This is a genomic window from Pseudomonas sp. NPDC089547, from assembly GCF_050280665.1.
In the GTDB taxonomy this organism is placed as follows: domain Bacteria; phylum Pseudomonadota; class Gammaproteobacteria; order Pseudomonadales; family Pseudomonadaceae; genus Aquipseudomonas.
This window is the reverse complement of the sequence record NZ_JBNNVS010000028.1, coordinates 1-20,914: the sequence shown is the minus strand read 5'-3', so window position 1 is coordinate 20,914 and position 20,914 is coordinate 1. Positions and strand designations below refer to the sequence as shown.

The following is a 20,914-nucleotide window of genomic DNA, read 5'->3' as shown; positions in this document are numbered from 1 at the left end:
ACCCCCACCCACCGGAAAATCCCTTCATCAATTTGAGCACGCTGAAGGGACGAGACATGGCACTGGCACATAACCTGGGCTTTCCACACATTGGCGGCGACCGCGAACTGCGGGCCCGCCACTGGCAAGTGCAGAAAGACGCCGGTATCGAACTGCTGCCAGTCGGCGACTGTGCCCAGCATGGGTACGCGCTGAGCACCGATGACCAGCCGTTTGCCCTCAACTGGGAACCCCTGTTCGAAGAAGTGCTGCAAGCCAACGCGCTGGGCCATGCAGTCAAGCCAGTCGTGATCGGCCCATTGACCTACCTGTGGCAGGGCCAGGCCTGTAACGCCGACTTCGACAAGCTGGAATTGCTCGACCGCCTGCTGCCCCTGTATGACCACGTCCTCAACCGTTTGGCTGCGCTGGGCGTTGAATGGGTGCAGATCGACGAACCGATCCTAGCCCACGAGCTGCCGCAGGACTGGAAAAACGCCTACGAGCGCGTCTACAACATCCTTCAACGTGCACCGCTGAAGAAGCTGATTGCCACCTACGCCGGTGGCCTCGATGGCAACCTCGGCCTGGCCGCCAACCTGCCGGTCGATGGCCTGCATATCGATCTGGTCCAGGCGCCTGAGCAGTACCAGGCCATTCTCGACCGCCTGCCGGCCTACAAGGTGCTGTCGCTGGGCGTGGTCGATGGCGGCGATGCCGCGCCTTGCGACCTGGGAAGAACGCTTGACCTGCTGCACGATGCCCATGAGCGTCTGGGTGAACGGCTGTGGCTGGCGCCGGCCTGCTCGCTGGCGCAAAGCCCGGTGGAAGTGGCTGTGCGGAAGTGCCAGGAAGTGGCCCTGCTGGCTGCTGCGCTGGAGCAGACCCGAATCGCTGCTTGATCATTTGCTCTTGCACAAACCTTGAAATATTTGCGGTCCCTGTGGGAGCGGGCTTGCCCGCGAAGAGGCCGGCACAGGCAATATAAACCTCCTAGAATGCCGACTCCGGTCAAATCCACAGGGAAGTGATGCGATGCGCATTCTGGTAGTCGGTGCCAGCAAAGGGCTGGGCAAGGCATTCATGGAGGGGCTGGGCAAACCCGGCGATACGTTGATTGGAGTGTCGCGCAAAGAGCCTGCGGCCGTGAACACTGGTCAGGACATCCAGGCCCAGTGGATCGAGGCCGATCTCGGCCAGCCCGCTGCCGCTGTCGAGGCCATTGCCGCAGCAGTGGCCGAGGGCGGGGTGGATACGCTGATCTACAACCTCGGCTTGTGGGAGGCCGAAGCATTCGAGGTGCATTACAGCTTCCTCGAAGATCGTGATGTGGCATTGCAGCGCATGGTCGACTGCAACATCACGGCGACCATCCTGCTGATCAAGCGGCTACTGCCGTTGCTGCTTGAAAGCGAAAAACCGCGGATCATCCTCACCGGCTCTACCTCGGGCTTGCCCCAGAGTGGCCGCCCGGAAGTGACTTTTGCCGCGTCCAAGTTCGCCCTGCGTGGCATCGCCGAGGCGTTGCGCGAAGGGTATCGGGGGCAGGGCCTTGGGGTGACGTGCCTGAACCTGGGTTATCTGAATGCCGAAGACAGCCTGGACGTGCCGGTGGCCGAGGCTGCGGTGCGTGGGGACGGGGGGCTGATACCGCTGCACGATGTGGTGCTGATGATGCGTACGCTGTTGGAACTGTCGGCGGCGAGCTATGTGCGTGAGCTGACCTTGCCGGCGATTGCCGATGAGCGGTTTTAAAGCTCTGTAAGCAGGCCCGGCCTCTTCGCGGGCTTGCCCGCTCCCACAGGTACAGCGCAAACATTGAAGTTTGTGCAGTCCCTGTGGGAGCGGGCAAGCCCGCGAAGAGGCCGGGCCTGGTTAAATCAATCTGTGATCAACGCTCGATGGCCAAGGCCACGCCTTGCCCGCCACCAATGCACAAGGTGGCCAGGCCCTTCCTGGCATCGCGCTTGATCATCTCGTGCAGCAAGGTAACCAGCACCCGGCACCCGGATGCACCAATCGGGTGGCCCAGTGCAATTGCCCCGCCATTCACGTTGACCCGCGCCGCATCCCATTCCAGTGCTTTACCCACCGCCAGCGCCTGTGCGGCAAAGGCTTCGTTGGCTTCGATCAGGTCCAGGTCAGCCAACTGCCAGCCGGCCTTGTCCAGACAACGCTGGGTCGCCGAAACCGGGCCAATGCCCATGATCGCCGGGTCTACCCCGGCGCTGGCATAGGCCGCAATCTTCGCCAGCACTGGCAGGCCCAAAGCCTTGGCCTTGGTGGCGCTCATCAGCAGCACGGCGGCAGCGCCGTCATTCAGGCTGGAGGCATTGCCAGCGGTGACGCTACCGTCTTTCTTGAAGGCCGGGCGCAGCTTGCCCAGGGATTCGGCGGTGGTATCAGGGCGCGGCTGCTCGTCACGGGCGAACACTTTCGGCTCGCCCTTTTTCTGCGGCAGCACGATCGGCGTGATTTCCGCGTCGAAGCGGCCGGCCTCGATCGCTGCGACAGCTTTGCGTTGCGATTCGGCGGCAAAGGCGTCCTGCTGTTCACGGCTGAGGCTGTACTTATCCACAAGGTTCTCGGCGGTGATGCCCATGTGGTAGTCGTTGAAGGCATCCCACAGGCCGTCGGTGATCATGCTGTCGATCAGCTGGCCATGGCCCATGCGCTGGCCGGTACGGGCCGAGGGCATCACGTACGGTGCAAGGCTCATGTTTTCCTGTCCACCGGCAATCACCACCTCGGCGTCGCCACAGCGAATGGCCTGGGCGGCCAGGTGCAGGGCCTTCAGGCCCGAGCCGCAGACCTTGTTCAGGGTCAGTGCCGGTACGCTGTAGGGCAGGCCGGCCTTGATCGCGGCCTGGCGGGCGGGGTTCTGCCCGGCGCCGGCGGTGAGCACCTGGCCGAGGATGACTTCGTCGACCTGCGCCGGGTCCAGCCCGGTCTGCTCCAGCTGGCGCTTGATCACGGCGGCGCCGAGGTCGACCGCAGGCACAGTAGCCAGGGCGCCCTGGAAGCTGCCGATGGCGGTACGGGTTGCGGCGACGATGACCACGTCATTCATGTTGTTGTTCTCCGTGCGATGGGCGTAGTGCCCAAGCATCGGTGGCTTTGGCTCATTTGTTAAGTTTGTTTTTCTTTCGGATTGATGTGAAAAGCCAATCAATGAGCGCCGGGCGTTCTATCCGACTAAGCTGATTCTCGTGCTGTTTTCATTCAACCGAATGGAGCTCATTCCCATGCGCATCCTGATAGCCCTGTTTATCCTGATCGGCAGCAGCACAGCATTCGCCGCCACCCAATGCACCACCGCCGACAAAAGCACCTGGCAAGACCAGGAGAAATTCCAGGCGCAGCTCAAGGAACAGGGCTACAAGATCAACAAGTTCAAGGTCACCAAGGGCAACTGTTACGAGATCTACGGTTTCGACAAGGATGGCCGCAAGGTCGAGATCTACCATGACCCGGTGACTGGCAAGGCGGTCAAGTCCGAGTACCACGATTGAACAGCGACGGCACGGTACAGCTGTGGGACCCGCTCCTGCGGCTGTGCCATCTCTCCATTGCCGGTGTGTTCTTCGCGGATTACTTTTTCAACGAAGAAGGTGACGACTGGCACCAGTGGCTGGGGTATTACGCACTGGCTTGTGTAGTGGTGCGCGTGGTGTGGGGCTTTGTCGGGCCACGCAGTGCGCGTTGGGCCGACTTTTGGCCTACCCCGGCGCGGCTGGCGGCACATGCCCGTGCACTGGTGCGCGGCGAGCCGTACCACCACCTTGGCCATTCGCCGATTGGCGCCCTGGTAATGCTGTTGATGCTGACCGGCATCGCAGGCCTGGTCATGACCGGGTGGGCATCGCAAGAGGTGGATGCCTTGTGGGGCGAGGACTGGCCGACCGATGTACACAGCTGGTTGGCCGATGCGGTGCTGGTGTTGGTGTGTGTGCATGTGCTGGCGGCCATCGTCGAGAGCGTGCGCCTGCGCGAGAACCTGCCGTGGTCGATGATTACCGGGTGTCGTCGGCGCCGCGATTGAGTATGCCTGTACCGGCCTCTTCGCGGGCTTGCCCGCTCCCACAGGTACTGCACAGGCATTGAGGATTGTGAAATACCTGTGGGAGCGGGCAAGCCCGCGAAGAGGCCGGTACAGGCAACACCAATCAAACAGCCGGACACTGATGGGTCACACAGTGAATCCCCCCACCCCCTGCCGCAATGGCATCAATATCCAGCTGCACAATCTCGCGCCCCGGGTACAAAACCGCCAACAGCGCCCGTGCCTTTTCATCCGCCTGCGCATCGCCAAATTGCGGCGCGATGATCGCACCATTGATCACGAAGTAATTGATGTAACCCGCCGCAAAGTTATCATTCCCTTTGCTGAACCTGTTGCGCCGCCCGCGCATTGGCGGCGATACCACATGTATCTGCAACGTGCGCCCCTCGGCATCGGTGGCGCGCTTTAGAACCTCAAGGTGCTTGCGCGTTACCGCGTAGTCATACGAATCCGGGTCGTTGTCCAGGTTGGCGATCACCACCCCAGGCCGCACGAAGCGGGCATAGAAATCCACATGCCCGTCGGTAATGTCCTTGCCGGCAATGCCCGGCAGCCAGATGATCTTGCTCAACCCCAAGCGGTCTTTAAGTTCGTCCTCGACTTCGGCCTTGCTCCAGCCCGGGTTGCGGTTGGCATTTACCCAGCTGCTTTCGGTCATGATGCCAGTACCATGGCCGTCCACTTCAATGGCCCCACCTTCACCCACCAGCTCACTGCGCTGATAGCGACCGTCAGCCAGGTTGGCGACCCGTTTGGCCAACTGCGCATCGTTGCGGTGGCGCTGCTTGTTGCCCCAGCCGTTGAAGTTGAAGTCCACCGCCCCTAGCGCGCCGTCGTCATCGAGGACAAAGTTGGCGCCGATGTCGCGCATCCAGATGTCATCCAGGTTGCACTCCACAAAGCGTGTGCGCGGGCTGCCACAGTGCTGCTCGGCCAGTTTGCGTTCGCTGGGCCGGCAGAACACAGTCACCGGCTGATAACGCGCGATGGCCTGGGCGATGCGGCCCAGGGCGGCTTGCACATCGGCGGTGAAGTCTTCCCAGATGGCAGCCTGGGCGCCAAAGGCGATGAAGGCGCGTTGTTGCGGTTCGCCTTCGTCGGGCATGAACCAGCGCCCCGTTTCGTCGGCACGCGCCAGGCTCAGCGGCAGGCCAAGGCCGGCGCCGAGGCCGGCAGCCAGTGACAATTGCAGGAAGGTTCTACGGCTTGGCATGGTTCAGTCCTGTGCAGTCTTGAAGCGGGTTCCATTTCGGATAAGGCTTGTTCGCGGAAAGACCTCCAGAGAGTCCGCTGAAACCACTGCCCCCATAATTGGTAACAAAGCCTGTGTGGACATGCGCTGCACAGAAGCAGTATCTACTTCGCTCCATGTCGTTCTATGCATGAAATACTGCCTATGCTGCAAATCCAGTCCTTCAAATTCCAACTGATACCTACCGGCCAACAGCTGCGCCTGATGCGTTGCTTCGCCGGTTCGTGCAGGTTCGTTTTCAACCAAGCGCTGGCCTTGCAGCAGGCCAATCGCGAGTTGGGTGGCGCGCACATCGGCTACTTAGCGATGGCAAAACGTCTGACTGTTTGGCGAAACAGCAGCGAAACGGCATGGCTAAAGGAGGCTCCCGTCCATCCGCTTCAGCAAGCTCTCAAGGATTTAGAAAAAGCCTACAAAAACTTCTTCGAGAAGCGAGCTGACTTACCTCGGTTTAAGCACAAGGCTCGTAACAACAGTTTCCGTTACCCCTCTCCCGAGCAGATCAAGCTTGACCAGGACAATAGCCGGGTGTTCCTACCCAAGCTTGGTTGGCTGCGTTATCGCAATAGTCGGGTGGTATTGGGCGAGCTGCGCAACGTAACAGTTAGCCTGAGCGGCGGTCGATGGTTTGTTTCCGTCCAGACCCGCCGCGCAGTGCAAGTTTCCGCAGTACAAGGCGGAGCAGTTGGTATCGATTTGGGCATCGCCCGCTTTGCTACATTGAGTGACGGAAGTCATATTGATCCATTAAACAGCTTCAAGCGGCACGAAACGGCTCTAAGAAAGGCACAACAGGCTATGAGCCGTAAGAACAGGTTTAGCAGCAACTGGATGTGTGCAAAGGCTCGTGTCCAGCGCTTGCATGTACGTATTGGCAACGTGCGTCGTGACTATCTGCATAAAGCTTCGACAGCCATCAGCAAAAACCACGCGATGGTGTGTATAGAGGAGTTGCAGGTCCGCAATTTGAGCGCCTCGGCGGCAGGCTCATCGAAAGTGCCGGGCAGGAACGTTCGAGCGAAGTCTGGCTTGAACAAGGCCATCCTTGATCAGGGTTGGTTCGAGTTCCGTAGACAGTTGAACTACAAACTGGCTTGGAAGGGCGGTTCGCTGATAGCGGTTCCGGCTCATTACACCAGCCAGACGTGTCCATGCTGCGTTCATGTATCGAGCGATAACCGACAGAGTCAAGCCAAGTTCAGCTGCGTCATGTGTGGTTATAGTGAACATGCCGATCTGATCGGCGCGATGAACATCCTTGCTCGCGGGATGCAAAAATTGCGAGACGAAGGGCAGGGCACGGCAGACGCTTCTGTCGGGTGGGAAACTGCAGCCCGGATCGTCTGTGAAGTGAGTGGTGTTACAGAGCCGCCAGCAGCAGAAACCCGCCGAGGTGGATTGGCCCGCAAGGGCTGAACACGGTAGGAGTCTCCACCATTTCTGGGTGGTGAGGATGCCAAGAAACGATAGGCGTATTCCTGAATGTTGATTTTGAAAGATGGTTTACCTGCGTTTGTACTTATTGGTATAGACAGACCAATTGTGGAGGGAGTCTGATCATCGAGTGCATTGCCAATACAGGCAGCCAAGAGCACGACAGTCATGCTAAATCCTTGGCTGCTGTTGGGTGATGCAATGAATGCCGCCACCGCCGTAGGCAATGTGGTCGATGCGCACCGGCACGATCTCCCGGCCCGGGAAGGCGTGGGCCAGCTGCGCTGCAGCGTCCTGGTCGGCGGCGATGCCGTAGGCCGGCATGATGATCGCGCCGTTGGCGATGTAGAAGTTGGTGTAGGAAGCGCAGAACACTTCGGCATCCGGGTCCACGGCAGCGCTGGCCTCGTACAGGTCGAGCAGCTCGAAGTGGCGGCCTTGGGCATCGGTGGCCAGTTCCAAGGCGCGACGGTTTTCCCGCACGACTTCGGCGTACACCGACTGCGGGTCATGGGTGGCGTCGACCAGCAGAACGCCTGGGCGGGCGAAGGCGCACACGCCATCGACGTGGCCATCGGTCATGTCGCCGGTGACGTATTGCGGGTCGCCCGGCAGCCAGATGGTCTTGCGGATGCCCAGGTGGCGGGCAAAGCACGCCTCGAACTCGGCCTTGCTGACGCCTGGGTTGCGGTTGGGGTTGAGCAGCACCGACTCGGTGGTGATCAGCGTACCTTCGCCATCGACATGAATCGCACCGCCCTCGTTGCACAGCGCGGTGCTGAAACCGTCCACGCCCAGGTGGTCGAGGATGCGCCGGCCCAGGCTGCGGTCCAGGTTGTGCTGCGACTTGCCGCCCCAGGCATTGAAGCGCCAGCTCAGGCCGGCCAGGCCGTGCTGCGGGTGGCAGACAAAGCTCGGGCCGCTGTCCCGGCACCAGCTGTCGTCCACTGCCAGCTCGATCAGCTCGATATTGGCACCGCAGAGGGCACGGGCGCTGGTCATGGCGGTTGGGTTGACCACCATCCTCACCGGCTCGAAACGGGCGATGGCCGCTGCGACACGGGCGTAGTCCTGTTGTACATCGGCCAGGCGCACGTTCCAGCCGCTTTCCCACAGGGCCTGGTTGTGTGGCCAGACCATCCAGGTTGCCGCGTGGCGTGCCCATTCGGCGGGCATGCGCCAGCCGCTGTCGAGTGACAGGTGCATAGTGAACTCCAATCTATTAAGGATTTTTATCAACGAAGCCCGCCGTCGCGGGTGTTGGTGTCCATGCTATGGCTATGCCTGGCCGACGACAAACGATAGATTTAGCGCACATCTGATCAGCAGGGCTTATCAATCATGCTTAAACACTGGCCACCCCTGAATGCCCTGCGCGGCTTCGAGGCCGCTGCACGGCTGGGCAGTTTCCACAAGGCTGCCGAGGCGCTGAACCTGACCCAGTCGGCGATAAGCCAGCAGATCCGCAGCCTGGAAACCTACCTGGAGCAGCCGCTGTTCTACCGCAGTGGCCGTAGCGTGAGCCTGACCGACGCCGGCCATGACCTGCTCAGCACCACGCAATCAATGTTGCAACATCTGGCTGTGGGTATTCGCCGGCTTGACCAGTACCGCAAGCCCAACCAGCTGGTGGTCAACACCAGCCCGGCGTTTGCCAGGCACTGGCTGTTGCCGCGGTTGGCCGATTTTCACCAGCGCTGCCCGGAGGTGGACTTGTGGTTGTTCACCAGTTTCGAGGTGCCGGACATGGCCACCGAAACCATCGACCTAGCCATCCGCGATGACCTCAGCGCCCAGGCCGAATGCAGCTTCAGCGTGCTGCATCAGGACCAGCTGTACCCGGCCTGCCATCCTTCATTAACGGCTTCGACCGCGCGCACGACCTTGCATGGCGAACGGGAGATGGACTGGAGCCACTGGCAACTGGAGGGGGGCGAGGATGTTGGCCAGCAGGGCAAGGGGCTGAATTTTTCTGACCCGGGGCTGCTGCTGGACGCGGCGAGCGAGGGGCTGGGTATTGCCCTGGTCAGTCAGCTGTTGGCGCGGCGGGCGGTGGAGGAGGGGCGTTTGCAGGCGTTGTCGGCGCAGCGGGTAAGGGGGCCGGCGTGGGCTTGCCTGGTGCACCGGGATAGCCAGGATGACCCATTGGCCAGGCGGTTTCTGGAATGGCTGAAAGAAGTGCTCCTGGCAGGTTGATTTTGCCTGTGCCGGCCCTTTCGCGGGCACGCCCGCTCCCACAGTGACCGCACAAGTCCCGGGTCGGGTGAAGTACCTGTGGGAGCGGGCATGCCCGCGAAGAGGTCGGTACAGGCAAACCCGGTTTTGCATCCCCATGATCACCCCGTAATATGTGTCGGATAACCTGCGGGGGTAGTCTCACCCTCTGATCAATCGGAATCGCCCCAAGCGGCGCTTCCCCGGCATAAACCTGACGAGGTACAGACATTGGCCATCATTCATCCTAAGGTTCGCGGTTTCATCTGCACCACGACTCACCCGAAGGGCTGCGAGCTCAACGTCCGTGACCAGATCGAAGCCACCCGCAAGCTGGGCGTGCGCGAGGATGGCCCGAAGAAGGTCCTGGTCATCGGTGCTTCCAGCGGCTACGGCCTGGCAGCCCGCATCACCGCGGCGTTCGGTTTCAAGGCCGACACCCTGGGCGTGTTCTTCGAAAAACCAGGCACCGAGACCAAGGCCGGCACTGCGGGCTGGTACAACGCGGCGGCCTTCGACAAGTTTGCCAAGGCCGAGGGCCTGTACAGCAAGTCGATCAACGGTGACGCCTTCTCTGATGAAGCCCGTGCCAAGGTCATCGAGCTGATCAAGAACGAGATGGGTGGCAAGGTTGACCTGGTCATCTACTCGCTGGCCTCGCCTGTGCGCAAGCTGCCGCAGACCGGCGAAGTGATTCGTTCGGCACTCAAGCCCATCGGCCAGCCGTACAAGTCGACCGCCATCGACACCAACAAGGACACCATCATCGAGGCCAGCATCGAGCCGGCCACCGAGCAGGAAATCGCCGACACCGTTACCGTCATGGGTGGCCAGGACTGGCAGCTGTGGATCGACGCCCTGGCAGGCGCCAACGTGCTGGCCGAAGGCGCCCGTACCGTGGCCTTCAGCTACATCGGCAGCGACATCACCTGGCCGATCTACTGGCATGGTGCACTGGGCCAGGCCAAACAGGACCTGGACGAAACTGCCCTGCGCCTGAACCAGAAACTGGCCGATGAAGTGAAAGGCGGCGCCAACGTGGCCGTGCTGAAGTCGGTGGTCACCCAGGCCAGTTCGGCCATTCCGGTGATGCCGCTGTACCTGTCGATGGTCTTCAAAATCATGCAGGAGAAGGGCGTTCACGAAGGCACCCAGGACCAGCTGGACCGCATGTACCGCGACCGCATGTACCGCGCTGACGGTGCGCCGGCCGAAGTCGACGAGAAGGGCCGTCTGCGCCTGGACGACTGGGAGCTGCGCGACGACGTGCAGGACGCTTGCAAGGCCCTGTGGCCAACCGTGACCACCGAGAACCTGTTCGACCTGACCGACTATGCCGGTTACAAGAAGCAGTTCCTCAACCTGTTCGGCTTCGAGCGCGCTGACGTCAACTACGACGAAGACGTGGCTACCGATGTGAAGTTCGACTGCATCGAGCTGTAATCGGGTAAGCCAGCACCGGCCCCTTCGCGGGCTTGCCCGCTCCCACAGGTATTTCACTGCCGTCAGGCCCTGTGAAAATCCCTGTGGGAGCGGGCAAGCCCGCGAAGAGGCAGGTACAGGCTACAAATTATTTGCTAGTTTTGGCGCACAACAACAGGGAATGCGCCATGAGCAGCCTCACCCAACCCGCCACCCCGTTCCGCCACACCGCAGCCGACGGCTACACCCTCGGCGGCTTCGTCTGGCGCCACGCCCAACCTGACCCCCAGCGCCCGCTGGTGATCATCAACGCTGCCACCTCGGTACGCTGCCGCTACTACTCGCGTTTTGCCGATCACCTGTTCGCCCACGGCGTTGATGTGCTGACCTACGATTATCGGGGCATCGGCGAGTCCCGCCCGGCGTCTTTGCGCGGTTTTCAGGCGTCCTGGAGCGACTGGGGCAAACTGGATTTCGAAGCCATGCTGGCGCACGCCGCCGCGCATTTCCCAGGCCAGCCGGTGGACGTAGTGGGGCACAGTTTTGGCGGCTGGGCAGTGGGGCTGGCACCTTCTGCAAGCCGCGTCCGGCGGGTTGTGATGGTGGGCGCGCAGTTTGCCTACTGGCGCGATTATGCGGCCGGCCAGCGCTGGCAGCTGTTCGGCAAATGGCATGTGGTAATGCCGCTGCTGACCCGGGTGTTCGGCTACTTCCCCGGCAAGCGCCTGGGGTGGCTGGAAGATACACCGTCCGGCGTGGTGCATGACTGGACTACCCGAACCCCGCGTTACGAACACAGGCCCAGCGGGCGGGCATTGGCAGCGTTACCGTTCGCCCAGGTGCGGGCGGCGACGCTGGCCATCAGTCTGACCGATGATCCCTTCGGTACTGTGGCGGCAACCGAACGTTTACTGAGTTATATACAGGGCGCCGAGCGTAAGCATCTGCGCATCGCGCCTGTGGATATCCTCGTCGAGGAAATTGGCCATTTCGCGTTCTTCCATGATCGGTTTCGCGAGAGTTTGTGGCCGGTGGCGCTGCAGTGGTTGCAGCGGGGTGGCTTGGCAGAAGGAGCGCCGGGAGCCCTGATCGATTGATGTCGGGTTTGATAATTTGGGGCCGCGTTGCGGCCCATCGCGACGCAAGGCCGCTCCTACAAGGGAACGCGGTCACCTGTAGGAGCGGCCTTGTGTCGCGATGGGCTGCAAAGCAGCCCCGGCAATCTCAAGCCTTGCGCGACAGTGGCTGCCCGGCAAACTTCACCCCAGCCAGCCCATGCTTGATCAGCGCACGGATATTGCCATGGTCACTGCCCTCAGGCGTGGCCACCACATCACGGTAATGCTCGCCAAAGGCCAGCAGCGCTTCCTGATCGCTCAGCCCTTCCAGCAGTGCCAGGCCCAGGGTCTTGCACGAACCTTCGTTCTGCCCGGCAGCATTCTCCACACCACCATTGTTGAACGCCTGAGGCTGGTAGCTGTAGTTGTCGGCAATGAACGCCAGGGTGTCGGCAAATACATGTTGGCCGCCGGCCAGGCTGGCGCGCAGGGTATTCAGATCAGTCACGAGGTTTTCCTTTTTCGAACGCCGCTTGTTGATCGGCGCTGGCTTCTTTCTGGTATTGGGCTTTCCACTCGGCGTAGGGCATGCCGTACACCGCTTCGCGGGCGTCATCCAGGCTCAGGTCGAGCTGGCGCTCGTCGGCCGCGGCCTTGTACCACTTGGACAGGCAGTTGCGGCAGAAACCGGACAGGTTCATCAGGTCGATGTTCTGTACGTCGGTGCGGTTTTGCAGGTGTTCGACCAGGCGCCGGAACGCGGCGGCTTCGAGTTCGAGCTGTTGCTGTGGGGTCATGGGCGTCTCTCAGGTCATGCGGTTCTTCAGGTGGCGGCCACCGTTGATGACCACCTGGCTGCCGGTGCTGTACTGGCTGGCGAGCAGGTACTTGACGGTCTCGATCAGTGGGCCGGCGCCGGGTTCGAATTCCAGCAAGGCCTTTTTCAGGGTTTGCTGGCGGTAGGCTTCATCGCCCCCTTCCTTGAGGATCAGCAGCCCGGGCAGGATACCGTTCACATGCACCTTGGGCGCATATTTTTCGGCAAACGACAGCACCATGTTCTGCAACGCGGCCTTGGTGGCGGCGTAGCCGATGTGGCTTTTGCTGCCGCGCGATGAGGTTTCGTCGCAGATGTGGATGATGTCGGCTTTATCCACCTTGGCCAGCAGGTCACCCAGGGCCAGGTTGAGGTGGTAGGGCGCTTCGACGTGCAGGCGGAACATGGTCTCGAGGTTGTCGAGGCCGTCGTCCAGCCACAGCGAGGCATTGTGGATGATGGCGCGCAGGCCGTCGTAATGGTTGTGCAGGTGGTCGATCAGGGCCTGGCGGTCGGCCGCCTGGCACAGGTCGGCCTGGAACTGCACGATGTTCGGGTGGGCCGTCTGTGCTTGGACGCTGCGGCTGGCACTGACCACCGTATGGCCGGCCTGTGCCAGTTCAAGGGCCAGGGCCAGCCCGACGCGCTGGCTGGCTCCGGTAACGAGAATGGGGCTGTTCATGTTCGGGGCGGTCAACTGTCTGTCCTTTGATTGCCGCCCAGCATACCCGAACTGTTTCCCTGTTGTATGGCCTGGCCTCAGCGGCTGCGCAAGGCGCCAGCGGTGGCCGGTGAGGCATGTAGCCAGTTGGCCAGCAGCCGCGTGGACAGCGGGATGAACAGGTACACCATTACTGGCGTCAGGGCCAGGGTGCTGATCAGTACCCGTGGCACCATGTCCAGTGGCGCCAGCCAGTGGCTGAACAGCAGGTTGAACGCCAGCGAAACCGGAAAGAAGGCCAGCCAGATAGCCACCGCTTGCTTCCAGCGTGGTGGTTTTTGCACCGTATTGGTGCCAAACCAGTCGTCGATACCGCTGACGCGCGCCTCTTTGGGGCGCTCGAACAGGCCGTTGCCACGTTGCAACCAGGCGCGGCGCGAGGCCGAATGCTCCCAGGCATGCAGGGTGGGCTCGTCGCTGAAGCGGAAGATGATCTGGAATTCGTCGCCATCGCTGGGCGGGGCAAGGATGCCCGAGCCGAGGTAGCCGGGGAAGTCGGTGGCCAGCTGTTCGCCTTCATGCAACCAGGCCAGCAGGTCCTGGTAGCGGCCATGGGCGGCGCGGCGCGACACCATCAGGGTGACGGGTGGGGTAGACATCGTGTATCTCCTGGCAACGGGGCTGGCGGGTAGCTGGCCCCTTTGGCTGCGTGGCCCGGGGTGGTGGGCAACGCAGGCGTGCATGCAAGAATCGGGCGCGCATTATCGCGCATGTGCAATGTTCGGCGAATAATCAGGCGGCAAACGGTTGCACCCTGCGACCGGTGTCGTCGTAGTAGAATGCGCGTTCAACTTCCGCACCCAGGGTAAACCGTGCAGATGAACGAACAGGGACGTAATCGGCTGATCGAGCAAGCGCTTGATCAGCAGGAGCTGTTTCCGATCCGTGAGGTCTCCCGCCTGACGGGTGTCAATGCCGTGACCCTGCGCGCTTGGGAGCGCCGCTATGGGCTGATCCGGCCAACCCGCACCGACAGTGGCCACCGCCTGTATTCCCAGGTTGATATCGACGACATCCGGCGCATCCTCGGCTGGCTGGAGCGTGGTGTGGCAGTCAGTAAAGTCGGCAGCATTATCGCTCGCGGCCATGCCCTGGCCGGGCAGGCGGGTGACACAACCGACGCTTGGCCGCGCTGGCAGCAGCAGATTCGCCAGGCGCTGCAACGCTTCGATGTGGCCGGCCTGGACAGGCTGTTCGACGAAGTATTTGCTGCCAATGCCCTGGACCAGGTGTTCGCCGAGGTGTTCATGCCCGTGTGGCACGACCTGGCAGCCGGGCAGGGCGACTACGGGCAGACCAGCGAGTGGCTGTTCCTCGACCAGTTCCTGCGCGGCCGGGTGTTTGCCCGCATGCAACTGGCCCATGCGCCACGCAGCCGCACCGTGCTGTTGGCACCGCTGCCGGGGCTGCGTCATGAACTGGAGTTACTGGTGGCCGGCCTGACCCTGGGCAGCGACGACGTTGGCGTGACAACCCTGGCGGCCGGGCAGCCGCTGCTGGAGCTGGCACTGGCCTGTGAGCGCCTGAGGCCGGACGCCCTGGTGCTGTTATCGCACCAGGCGCCCACGGCTGAGGTCTGCCGGCGCCTGGTGCGTTTGGCGGCAGGGTTGCATTGCCCGCTGTTGCTGGCCGGTGAAGCGTCGGAAGTGGCACAGGAAAACCTGGCAGGCAGCCCGATTGCCTGCCTGGGTGCGCAGGGCAGTGTGATGCGTCAGCGGTTGCGGCAGTTTCTGGCCGGTCAGCTCGACACCTGAGTGTGCAGGTCGGGGTGGGCCCGGCGATGGGCCTGGAGGATATAGTCGCGCAGGCGCTCGATTTCTTCGGCCGGGCTTTGGCTGAGGTCGTAGGCCGCCAGGTCCGGGCCGATACGCCGACCCAATACGCCATGCAGCTCGATCGGGCTGATGCCGTCCGGGGCGAAGCGCAACTCGAAGCGCGACGGCGCCGCTTGCAAGCCGCGTAATTCCAGCAGTACACCTTTGAACGAAATGTCGCGAACCCACAGGCCGCTTTCCTGATCAAAGCTATCAAGCAGCGGGCTGGGCCGGTCCATCGACAGGCGCCAGGGGCGCAGCATGGGACCGTCTTCGTAGATTTCCGGTGAGCCCAGTTGCAGGTGCAGGGCGTGGAATTCATCTTCCACCAGTTGCAGCGGGAAGCTGATCTGCTGGTTGTTGAACTGGGCCTGCAGGGTTACCTGTTCGTTGGCCACCAAGCGGGTCAGCAAGCTTTGAATGCGGCGATCGCCATTGACCAGCAGGCTCGACATGGAGTCGGCCAGGTTCAGTTGCGGCGAATGCTGCATGTTCTGGATGAAATCCAGCTCGGCCTGGGTCAGAAGCGCATCTGCTTGCATGATCGAACTCGTTGGTGGCGATTTCTTCATCGGGATTGACCGTGCGTGGCGAACTTGGTTCAGACGCGTTCGTCGGGTTTCGGACGAGCGCGCAGTTGAGCCAGCTCCCGTTCCAGTTCGACCTGGCGGCTGACGTCTTTCTGGATACCGATGAAATAGGTGCGCTGTTCGCCGTCGCGCCGAACCGGGGTGATCGACAATTCGTTCCAGAAGGCGCTGCCATCCTTGCGGTAGTTACGCAGCACTTCACGGCATGGGCGGCCCTCGGCCAGGGCCTTGCGGATGCGGGCACGGCCAAGCTGGTCACGGTCTGCGGCCTGCAGGAAGCGGCAGTCCTGATACAGCACCTCATCGCGGCTGTAGCCGGTCAGGCGTTCAAAGGCGGCGTTCACATAGATCAGGATGTTGTCGTCGCCTTCCTGTTCGGCGACCACGATCCCGTCATTGGACGCATCGACCATTGATTGCAGTAATTGCGCGTTGATCATGTTCGGGCCATTGGGCAAAGAGGGGCTGAAGACGGCGACTTTGGTAGAGGCGGCCTTTTGCCAGCGCTGGATGCTAGTATCCTACGTTTTCACTCAGTTTCGGAATCCTCTACCCGATGAAAGTCGCCATTATTTCCGGATCGGTCTATGGCACCGCCGAAGAAGTCGCCCGTCACGCCGAATCGCTGCTCAAGGCGGCAGGCCTGGAGGCCTGGCATGCTGCACGTGCCACCCTGCAGGATCTTGAAGGTTTTGCCCCTGACGCCTTGCTGGCCGTGACCTCGACCACTGGCATGGGCGAACTGCCGGACAACCTGATGCCGCTGTTCTGCGCCATTCGCGACACCCTGCCAGCCGCCTGGCGTGGCCTGCCGGGTGCGGTGATTGCGCTGGGTGATTCCAGTTATGGCGATACCTATTGCGGTGGTGGCGAGCAGATGCGCGAGTTGTTTGCCGAGTTGGGTGTGCGCGAAGTGCAGCCGATGCTGCGCCTGGATGCGAGCGAGACGGTGACCCCGGAAGCCGATGCAGAGCCCTGGTTGGCTGAGTTGGTTCAAGCGTTGAAAGCCTGATCCATGTCCCCAGCCAGACCCGGCCTCTTCGCGGGCACGCCCGCTCCCACAGGAAAATCACCAAACCTGAGGGCAGTGGATATCCCTGTGGGAGCGGGCGTGCCCGCGAAGAGGCCAGCAAGGCCAGTTCAATCCTTGCTGTCAGAAACCGGCCACTCGCGCAACAACGCCAACCACGCCTGCGCCGCGCGCGACAGGTAGGCCCCGCGCCGCCAGATAAACGCTATATCCCAGCGCAGGTCTTGCGGCGAGCGCAGCGGTAAACGCACCACCCCAGGGCGCTCCAGCGCTTTTGCCACCACCCGGGGCAGCAACACCACGCCCTGGCCTGCCGCCACCAGCGCCGCCAAAAAATCCGCCTGGCCACTGCGCCCGCCTTCCTTCGGGGTAAACCCTTGCAGCTGGCACGCCTTCAGCAGCCGGTCATTGAGCACGAAGCTGCGCTGATACAGCAGGAACGGCGTATCGGCCAGTTGCCCCAGGCTCACCCCGTCCAAGTCCGCCAAGGCATGGCCAGCCGGTAGCAGGGCGTCCAGCGGTTCGTTGCAAAATGGCTGGTAGTCGAACCCATCGTCGCCGGGTGTCAGGCTGCCACCCAGTTCCAGCTCGCCACTTCTGACCGCCTGCTCGACGCTACGGCTGCCGCCTTCGAGCAACTGGATCGCAATGTTCGGGTGGCGCCGCCGATACTCGGCGAACAACCCAGCGAACAAGGCATCACTGCCCAGCATCGGCAAACCCAGGCGCAGTTCACCGCGCTCCATCTGGCTGAGGTCATCCAGTTCGTTCAGCAGCGCCTGACGCTGGCGTAGCAGGGCTTCACCGCGCTCCAGCACGATGCGCCCTGCAGCCGTCAGGTGCAGCTGCGAGGCTTGGCGCTCCAGCAGCGGCTGGCCCACATCTTGCTCCAGCTGGGCCACCTGTTTGCTAACGGCTGACTGGCTGATGTGCAGCGTCTGCGCCGCCTGGGTAAAACCACCGCGGTGAACCACTTCGATAAAACTGCGCAGCTGTTTGAATTCCATAGCCTGAATTCCATTCTGGAATGGCGATCAGTCTAACAATTCGCTTCTGGCCTAGGCAGCCGAATCTTAAAATGAGGGCCTGTCGAGGAATCCCACCATGAAACCCGCGTTACTGAAAAAAGCCCTGCGGCTGCTCGTCGAACTGGCGATTCTTTGTGCCTTGTTCCTGCTTGGCGGCAAACTTGCCACGTGGCTGGGCTGGCCAATCCCCGGTGGCGTGATGGGCTTGGCGCTGTTGCTGATTCTGTTTGCCTCGGGTGCGCTCAAACCGGCCATGCTGCAACTGGGCGCCGGCTGGTTGATGGCCGAGATGCTGCTGTTCTTCATTCCGGCACTGATGAGCTTGCTCGACTATGGCGCGCTGATTCGCGATGAGGGCTGGCGCATCTTGCTGGTGATTGCCGTGAGCACGCTGATGGTCATGGTCGTAACCGCACTCACCGTGGAGCTGGTGTGCCGCTGGAGGCTGCGCCATGAGCCTTGAGCCCATGCCACTGTTCTGGCTGGCCCTGACGTTGCTGGCGTATCTGGGCAGCCGCTGGCTGTACCGGCGCAGCGGGCGTTACCTGCTGTCACCGCTGATTCTGGTACCCGTGCTGTTGCTGGCGGTGGCGGTGCCGCTGCACACGGCCTATGCCGAATATGCGCGCAACACCCACTGGTTGATGAGCGTGCTGGGCCCGGTAACCGTGGCCTTTGCGGTACCGATCTGGCAGCAGCGGGCGATGCTGGCGCGCCACTGGCCGGCACTGATGGTGGGCATGGTGGCCGGCAGCAGTGCCTCAATCGCCAGCTCATGGGGGCTGGCGCACCTGCTGGCGCTGGACAGCGCAACAAGCTTGTCGCTGGTGCCGCGTTCGATCACAACGCCGTTTGCCATGCCATTGGCCCATGACCTGGGCGGGATACCGGAACTCACGGCGGTGTTCGTGATGTTTACCGGCGTGCTCGGCGCCATGTTCGGTGGTGTGCTGCTGCGTTGGTTGCCGCTGCGCACACCGTTGGCACGCGGCGCACTGTTCGGCGTGGGTGCGCATGGCGCAGGGGTGAGCCGGGCACAAGAGGTTGGCCGCGAAGAAGGCTCGGTGGCCGGCCTGGTCATGGTCCTGACCGGGTTGTTGAACCTGTTCGCGGCGCCGCTGCTGGCCATGCTGCTCTGACCGTTCGTGCCACTGACTCGCACAGTCATCAAGCTGGCTGGCAACGCAAGTTCCAGCCTCCTGGCTGCTGGCTAGAATTTGCCTCGACATAGAGAGCACATGTATGTGCCGAGGTGACATGCAATGACCGCAGCCTTGCCCTATTCCCTCCCTGTTACTTCACCGGGTTACTTCTGATGCCTATGGCCGAAATTCCATTGTGCGTCTGGCGTACCCGGGGCCAAAGTTTCGACTTCCGGGGCCAGAGCATCCGCTACTGGACCGCAGGGCAAGGAGAGCCCCTGCTTCTGTTACACGGCTTCCCCACGGCCAGCTGGGACTGGCACTACCTGTGGGGGCCCTTGACCCAACGCTTCCGGGTGATCGCGTGCGACATGCTCGGCTTTGGTGACTCGGCCAAACCTGTCGATCACGCCTACAGCCTGATGGAACAAGCCGACTTGCAGCAGGCCCTGCTCGGCCATTTACAGGTTGACCAGCCGGTGCACCTGCTGGCCCACGATTACGGCGGCAGCGTGGCGCAAGAGCTGTTGGCGCGGCACCATGAACAGTACGCCGACATTGCCAGTTGCGTGTTCCTCAACAGTGGGTTGTTCCCGGAAAGCTGCCGCATGCTGCTGATCCAGAAGCTGCTGCTCAGCCGGTTCGGCTGGCTGGTGGGCCGCTCGTTCGGGCGTGACGACCTGGTGCGCAACGTGACCCAGGTGTACGGCCCGTGCACCCACCCCAGTGAAAGTGCCCTGGATGATTTCTGGAGCCTGATCGCCGCCAACCGGGGCACGCGTATCCTGCACAAGCTGGTGGGCTATATGCCCGAGCGCAGGTTGCACCGCGAACGCTGGGTCGGGGCGATGCAGCGCAAGGGCGTGCCACTGCGTTTCATCAATGGTGTGGTCGACCCGCTTTCCGGTGGGCACATGCTGGAGCGTTACCGGCAACTGGTGCCCGAGCCGGACACCGTGCAGTTGCAGGGTATTGGCCACTACCCGCACACCGAAGCGCCCGTACAGGTGCTGCGCCACTACCTGGCCTTTCGTGAACAACCGCTGAACTATTACCCGCAGAAGGTAGCGTGGTCCTGACCGGGCCTCATCGCCCTGCGTTATTGCCAGGCATTCAGCCTGCGTGAGCTTGATTGTCCGCCTGCCGCTGGCGGCGGACACTCGGCTGACCTGAACCTGCCTGGAGCCATGAGCATGAGCGAGCCTGTCCGTCTGCAAGATCGCGTGGTGATCGTTACCGGAGCCGGCGGTGGCCTGGGCCGTGCCCATGCGCTGCTGTTCGCTGCGCGTGGGGCCAAGGTCGTGGTCAATGATCTTGGCGGTTCTACCCACGGTGAAGGTGCCAGTGCTTCGGCTGCCGACCGGGTGGTGGCAGAGATCCGCGCAGCCGGTGGCATTGCCATCGCCAACCATGACTCGGTGAGCCAGGGCGCCCGTATTGTCGAGCAGGCGCTGGACAGCTTTGGCCGTGTGGATGTGCTGGTGAACAATGCCGGCATCCTGCGTGACAAGACCTTCCACAAGATGGACGACAGCGACTGGGAGCAGGTGTATCAGGTGCATGTCGAAGGGGCCTTCAAAGTCACCCGCGCCGCCTGGCTCCACCTGCGCGAGCAGAACTGGGGGAGGGTGATCTTTACCGCTTCCACCTCTGGCATCTACGGCAACTTCGGCCAGGCCAACTACGGCATGGCCAAGCTGGGCCTGTACGGGTTGACCCGCACCCTGGCGATCGAAGGGCGCAAGCACGGCATCCTGGTCAACGCCATCGCTCCCACGGGCGGCACCCGCATGACCGAAGGGCTGATCCCTCCCCAAGTTTTCGAGCGGCTAAAACCGGAACTGGTCAGCCCGCTGGTGGTGTATCTGGGGAGCGAGCAGTGCCAAGGCACCGGGGAGTTGTTCGAGGTGGGGGGCGGTTGGGTAGGCAAGGTGCGCTGGGAGCGCAGCCTGGGGGTGGGCTTTGATCCGCGTGAAGGCTTCACCCCCGAGCAGGTGGCGCAGAACTGGGCGCGGATTGGCGATTTTGAGGGGGCGGTGCACCCGCAGGACAGTTTGCAGGCGCTGCAGCAGATGATGGCCAACTTGCAGAAGTACCCACTGGGTTGAAACCTGTACTGCCTGCGCCGGCCTCTTCGCGGGCTTGCCCGCTCCCACAGGAATATCACTGCCCTCAGGCCTGGTGATATCCCTGTGGGAGCGGGCAAGCCCGCGAAGAGGCCAGCACAGGCAGAAGATAATTCAGGGCAAAAAAAAGGTTCTTCACGGAATCCCGGGAAAGACAGAAACAAGAACGCCGGTTTGATGGATGATGTTCGTGCGAGCAAACACATCAACAAACCGGCGTTCTT

24 protein-coding genes are annotated in these 20,914 nt (G+C 62.1%); 14 read left to right on the top strand and 10 right to left on the bottom strand.

The genetic code is table 11. From position 1 onward, the window contains the following. Nucleotides 1–56 precede the first annotated feature (56 nt). Nucleotides 57–881, top strand: coding sequence for a 5-methyltetrahydropteroyltriglutamate--homocysteine methyltransferase (locus tag ACQKPZ_RS18790; protein WP_427540960.1), 825 nt, complete (start codon nt 57–59; stop codon nt 879–881). Nucleotides 882–1,014: 133 nt separating this feature from the next. Then, entirely contained in the window at nt 1,015–1,734 is a 720-nt protein-coding gene (locus ACQKPZ_RS18785; RefSeq protein WP_427540957.1) for an SDR family NAD(P)-dependent oxidoreductase, read from the top strand. 136 nt (nt 1,735–1,870) lie between these two features. Here ACQKPZ_RS18785 and ACQKPZ_RS18780 read toward each other — a convergent pair whose 3' ends face one another. After that, nucleotides 1,871–3,049, bottom strand: a complete 1,179-nt coding sequence (locus ACQKPZ_RS18780; protein ID WP_427540954.1) for an acetyl-CoA C-acetyltransferase — start codon at nt 3,047–3,049, stop codon at nt 1,871–1,873. Between the two features lie 175 nt (nt 3,050–3,224). Here ACQKPZ_RS18780 and ACQKPZ_RS18775 point away from each other — a divergent pair, with 175 nt between their 5' ends. Together ACQKPZ_RS18775 and ACQKPZ_RS18770 are read left to right on the top strand one after the other, a co-directional pair. After that, the gene (locus ACQKPZ_RS18775) at nt 3,225–3,491 is read left to right on the top strand and encodes a PepSY domain-containing protein (RefSeq protein WP_105947006.1); all 267 of its coding nucleotides are present in this window, start codon (nt 3,225–3,227) and stop codon (nt 3,489–3,491) included. Next, nucleotides 3,488–4,021, top strand: coding sequence for a cytochrome b/b6 domain-containing protein (locus ACQKPZ_RS18770; protein ID WP_427540951.1), 534 nt, complete (start codon nt 3,488–3,490; stop codon nt 4,019–4,021). The genes ACQKPZ_RS18775 and ACQKPZ_RS18770 overlap by 4 nt, the downstream gene beginning before the upstream one ends. 124 nt (nt 4,022–4,145) lie before the next feature. Here ACQKPZ_RS18770 and ACQKPZ_RS18765 read toward each other — a convergent pair whose 3' ends face one another. After that, on the bottom strand, nt 4,146–5,255 hold the full coding sequence (locus tag ACQKPZ_RS18765; RefSeq protein WP_427540948.1) for an agmatine deiminase family protein: 1,110 nt from the start codon (nt 5,253–5,255) through the stop codon (nt 4,146–4,148). Nucleotides 5,256–5,438: 183 nt separating this feature from the next. Between ACQKPZ_RS18765 and ACQKPZ_RS18760 the strand changes: the two genes are divergently transcribed. Continuing rightward, entirely contained in the window at nt 5,439–6,710 is a 1,272-nt protein-coding gene (locus tag ACQKPZ_RS18760) for an RNA-guided endonuclease InsQ/TnpB family protein (RefSeq protein WP_201206891.1), read from the top strand. Between the two features lie 189 nt (nt 6,711–6,899). Here the strand turns inward: ACQKPZ_RS18760 and ACQKPZ_RS18755 are convergent, their stop codons facing one another. Continuing rightward, nucleotides 6,900–7,934: an agmatine deiminase family protein gene (locus ACQKPZ_RS18755; RefSeq protein ID WP_427540945.1), complete on the bottom strand. Its 1,035-nt coding sequence runs from the start codon at nt 7,932–7,934 to the stop codon at nt 6,900–6,902. Between the two features lie 135 nt (nt 7,935–8,069). Here ACQKPZ_RS18755 and ACQKPZ_RS18750 point away from each other — a divergent pair, with 135 nt between their 5' ends. The 3 genes from ACQKPZ_RS18750 to ACQKPZ_RS18740 all read left to right on the top strand — a co-directional run bounded on the left by ACQKPZ_RS18750 (nt 8,070) and on the right by ACQKPZ_RS18740 (nt 11,461). Next, complete coding sequence (locus ACQKPZ_RS18750) at nt 8,070–8,924, top strand: LysR substrate-binding domain-containing protein (RefSeq protein ID WP_427540942.1); 855 nt, start codon at nt 8,070–8,072, stop codon at nt 8,922–8,924. A gap of 249 nt (nt 8,925–9,173) precedes the next feature. Then, nucleotides 9,174–10,385 carry an enoyl-ACP reductase FabV gene (gene fabV / locus ACQKPZ_RS18745; protein WP_391127373.1) on the top strand — a complete coding sequence of 404 codons (1,212 nt, stop codon included), beginning with the start codon at nt 9,174–9,176 and terminating at the stop codon, nt 10,383–10,385. 167 nt (nt 10,386–10,552) lie between these two features. Beyond that, nucleotides 10,553–11,461, top strand: a complete 909-nt coding sequence (locus ACQKPZ_RS18740) for an alpha/beta hydrolase family protein (protein WP_427540939.1) — start codon at nt 10,553–10,555, stop codon at nt 11,459–11,461. Nucleotides 11,462–11,588: 127 nt separating this feature from the next. On the opposite strand, the gene ACQKPZ_RS18735 is transcribed toward ACQKPZ_RS18740, so the two are convergent. The 4 genes from ACQKPZ_RS18735 to ACQKPZ_RS18720 all read right to left on the bottom strand — a co-directional run bounded on the left by ACQKPZ_RS18735 (nt 11,589) and on the right by ACQKPZ_RS18720 (nt 13,559). Further along, nucleotides 11,589–11,930: a HopJ type III effector protein gene (locus ACQKPZ_RS18735; RefSeq protein WP_427540936.1), complete on the bottom strand. Its 342-nt coding sequence runs from the start codon at nt 11,928–11,930 to the stop codon at nt 11,589–11,591. Further along, nucleotides 11,923–12,219, bottom strand: a complete 297-nt coding sequence (locus ACQKPZ_RS18730; RefSeq protein WP_391127381.1) for a DUF1244 domain-containing protein — start codon at nt 12,217–12,219, stop codon at nt 11,923–11,925. Before ACQKPZ_RS18730 ends, ACQKPZ_RS18735 begins: the two co-directional genes overlap by 8 nt. A gap of 9 nt (nt 12,220–12,228) precedes the next feature. Then, on the bottom strand, nt 12,229–12,921 hold the full coding sequence (gene folM, locus ACQKPZ_RS18725; protein WP_391127779.1) for a dihydromonapterin reductase: 693 nt from the start codon (nt 12,919–12,921) through the stop codon (nt 12,229–12,231). A 77-nt stretch (nt 12,922–12,998) separates the two neighbouring features. Beyond that, entirely contained in the window at nt 12,999–13,559 is a 561-nt protein-coding gene (locus ACQKPZ_RS18720) for an antibiotic biosynthesis monooxygenase (RefSeq protein ID WP_391127384.1), read from the bottom strand. Nucleotides 13,560–13,778: 219 nt separating this feature from the next. Between ACQKPZ_RS18720 and ACQKPZ_RS18715 the strand changes: the two genes are divergently transcribed. Next, nucleotides 13,779–14,714, top strand: a complete 936-nt coding sequence (locus tag ACQKPZ_RS18715; protein ID WP_427540933.1) for a MerR family transcriptional regulator — start codon at nt 13,779–13,781, stop codon at nt 14,712–14,714. Here ACQKPZ_RS18715 and ACQKPZ_RS18710 read toward each other — a convergent pair. Next, nucleotides 14,699–15,316, bottom strand: coding sequence for a hypothetical protein (locus ACQKPZ_RS18710; RefSeq protein WP_391127390.1), 618 nt, complete (start codon nt 15,314–15,316; stop codon nt 14,699–14,701). The two genes, ACQKPZ_RS18715 and ACQKPZ_RS18710, sit on opposite strands and share 16 nt — an antisense overlap. 59 nt (nt 15,317–15,375) lie before the next feature. Next, nucleotides 15,376–15,804, bottom strand: a complete 429-nt coding sequence (locus tag ACQKPZ_RS18705) for a PAS domain S-box protein (RefSeq protein WP_391127393.1) — start codon at nt 15,802–15,804, stop codon at nt 15,376–15,378. A 116-nt stretch (nt 15,805–15,920) separates the two neighbouring features. Between ACQKPZ_RS18705 and ACQKPZ_RS18700 the strand changes: the two genes are divergently transcribed. Further along, a complete protein-coding gene (locus ACQKPZ_RS18700) occupies nt 15,921–16,376 on the top strand; it encodes a flavodoxin (protein ID WP_427540930.1) in 456 nt (151 codons plus the stop codon). A 128-nt stretch (nt 16,377–16,504) separates the two neighbouring features. On the opposite strand, the gene ACQKPZ_RS18695 is transcribed toward ACQKPZ_RS18700, so the two are convergent. Continuing rightward, a complete protein-coding gene (locus ACQKPZ_RS18695; RefSeq protein ID WP_427540927.1) occupies nt 16,505–17,401 on the bottom strand; it encodes a LysR family transcriptional regulator in 897 nt (298 codons plus the stop codon). A gap of 97 nt (nt 17,402–17,498) precedes the next feature. Here ACQKPZ_RS18695 and ACQKPZ_RS18690 point away from each other — a divergent pair, with 97 nt between their 5' ends. From ACQKPZ_RS18690 to ACQKPZ_RS18675, 4 genes are all read left to right on the top strand, one after another. Next, nucleotides 17,499–17,885, top strand: a complete 387-nt coding sequence (locus tag ACQKPZ_RS18690; RefSeq protein WP_427540925.1) for a CidA/LrgA family protein — start codon at nt 17,499–17,501, stop codon at nt 17,883–17,885. Then, the gene (locus ACQKPZ_RS18685; RefSeq protein WP_391127404.1) at nt 17,875–18,561 is read left to right on the top strand and encodes an LrgB family protein; all 687 of its coding nucleotides are present in this window, start codon (nt 17,875–17,877) and stop codon (nt 18,559–18,561) included. The genes ACQKPZ_RS18690 and ACQKPZ_RS18685 overlap by 11 nt, the downstream gene beginning before the upstream one ends. A gap of 176 nt (nt 18,562–18,737) precedes the next feature. Beyond that, nucleotides 18,738–19,643, top strand: a complete 906-nt coding sequence (locus tag ACQKPZ_RS18680) for an alpha/beta fold hydrolase (protein WP_427540922.1) — start codon at nt 18,738–18,740, stop codon at nt 19,641–19,643. A gap of 114 nt (nt 19,644–19,757) precedes the next feature. After that, entirely contained in the window at nt 19,758–20,672 is a 915-nt protein-coding gene (locus ACQKPZ_RS18675; RefSeq protein ID WP_427540919.1) for an SDR family oxidoreductase, read from the top strand. The last annotated feature ends 242 nt before the right edge of the window (nt 20,673–20,914 follow it).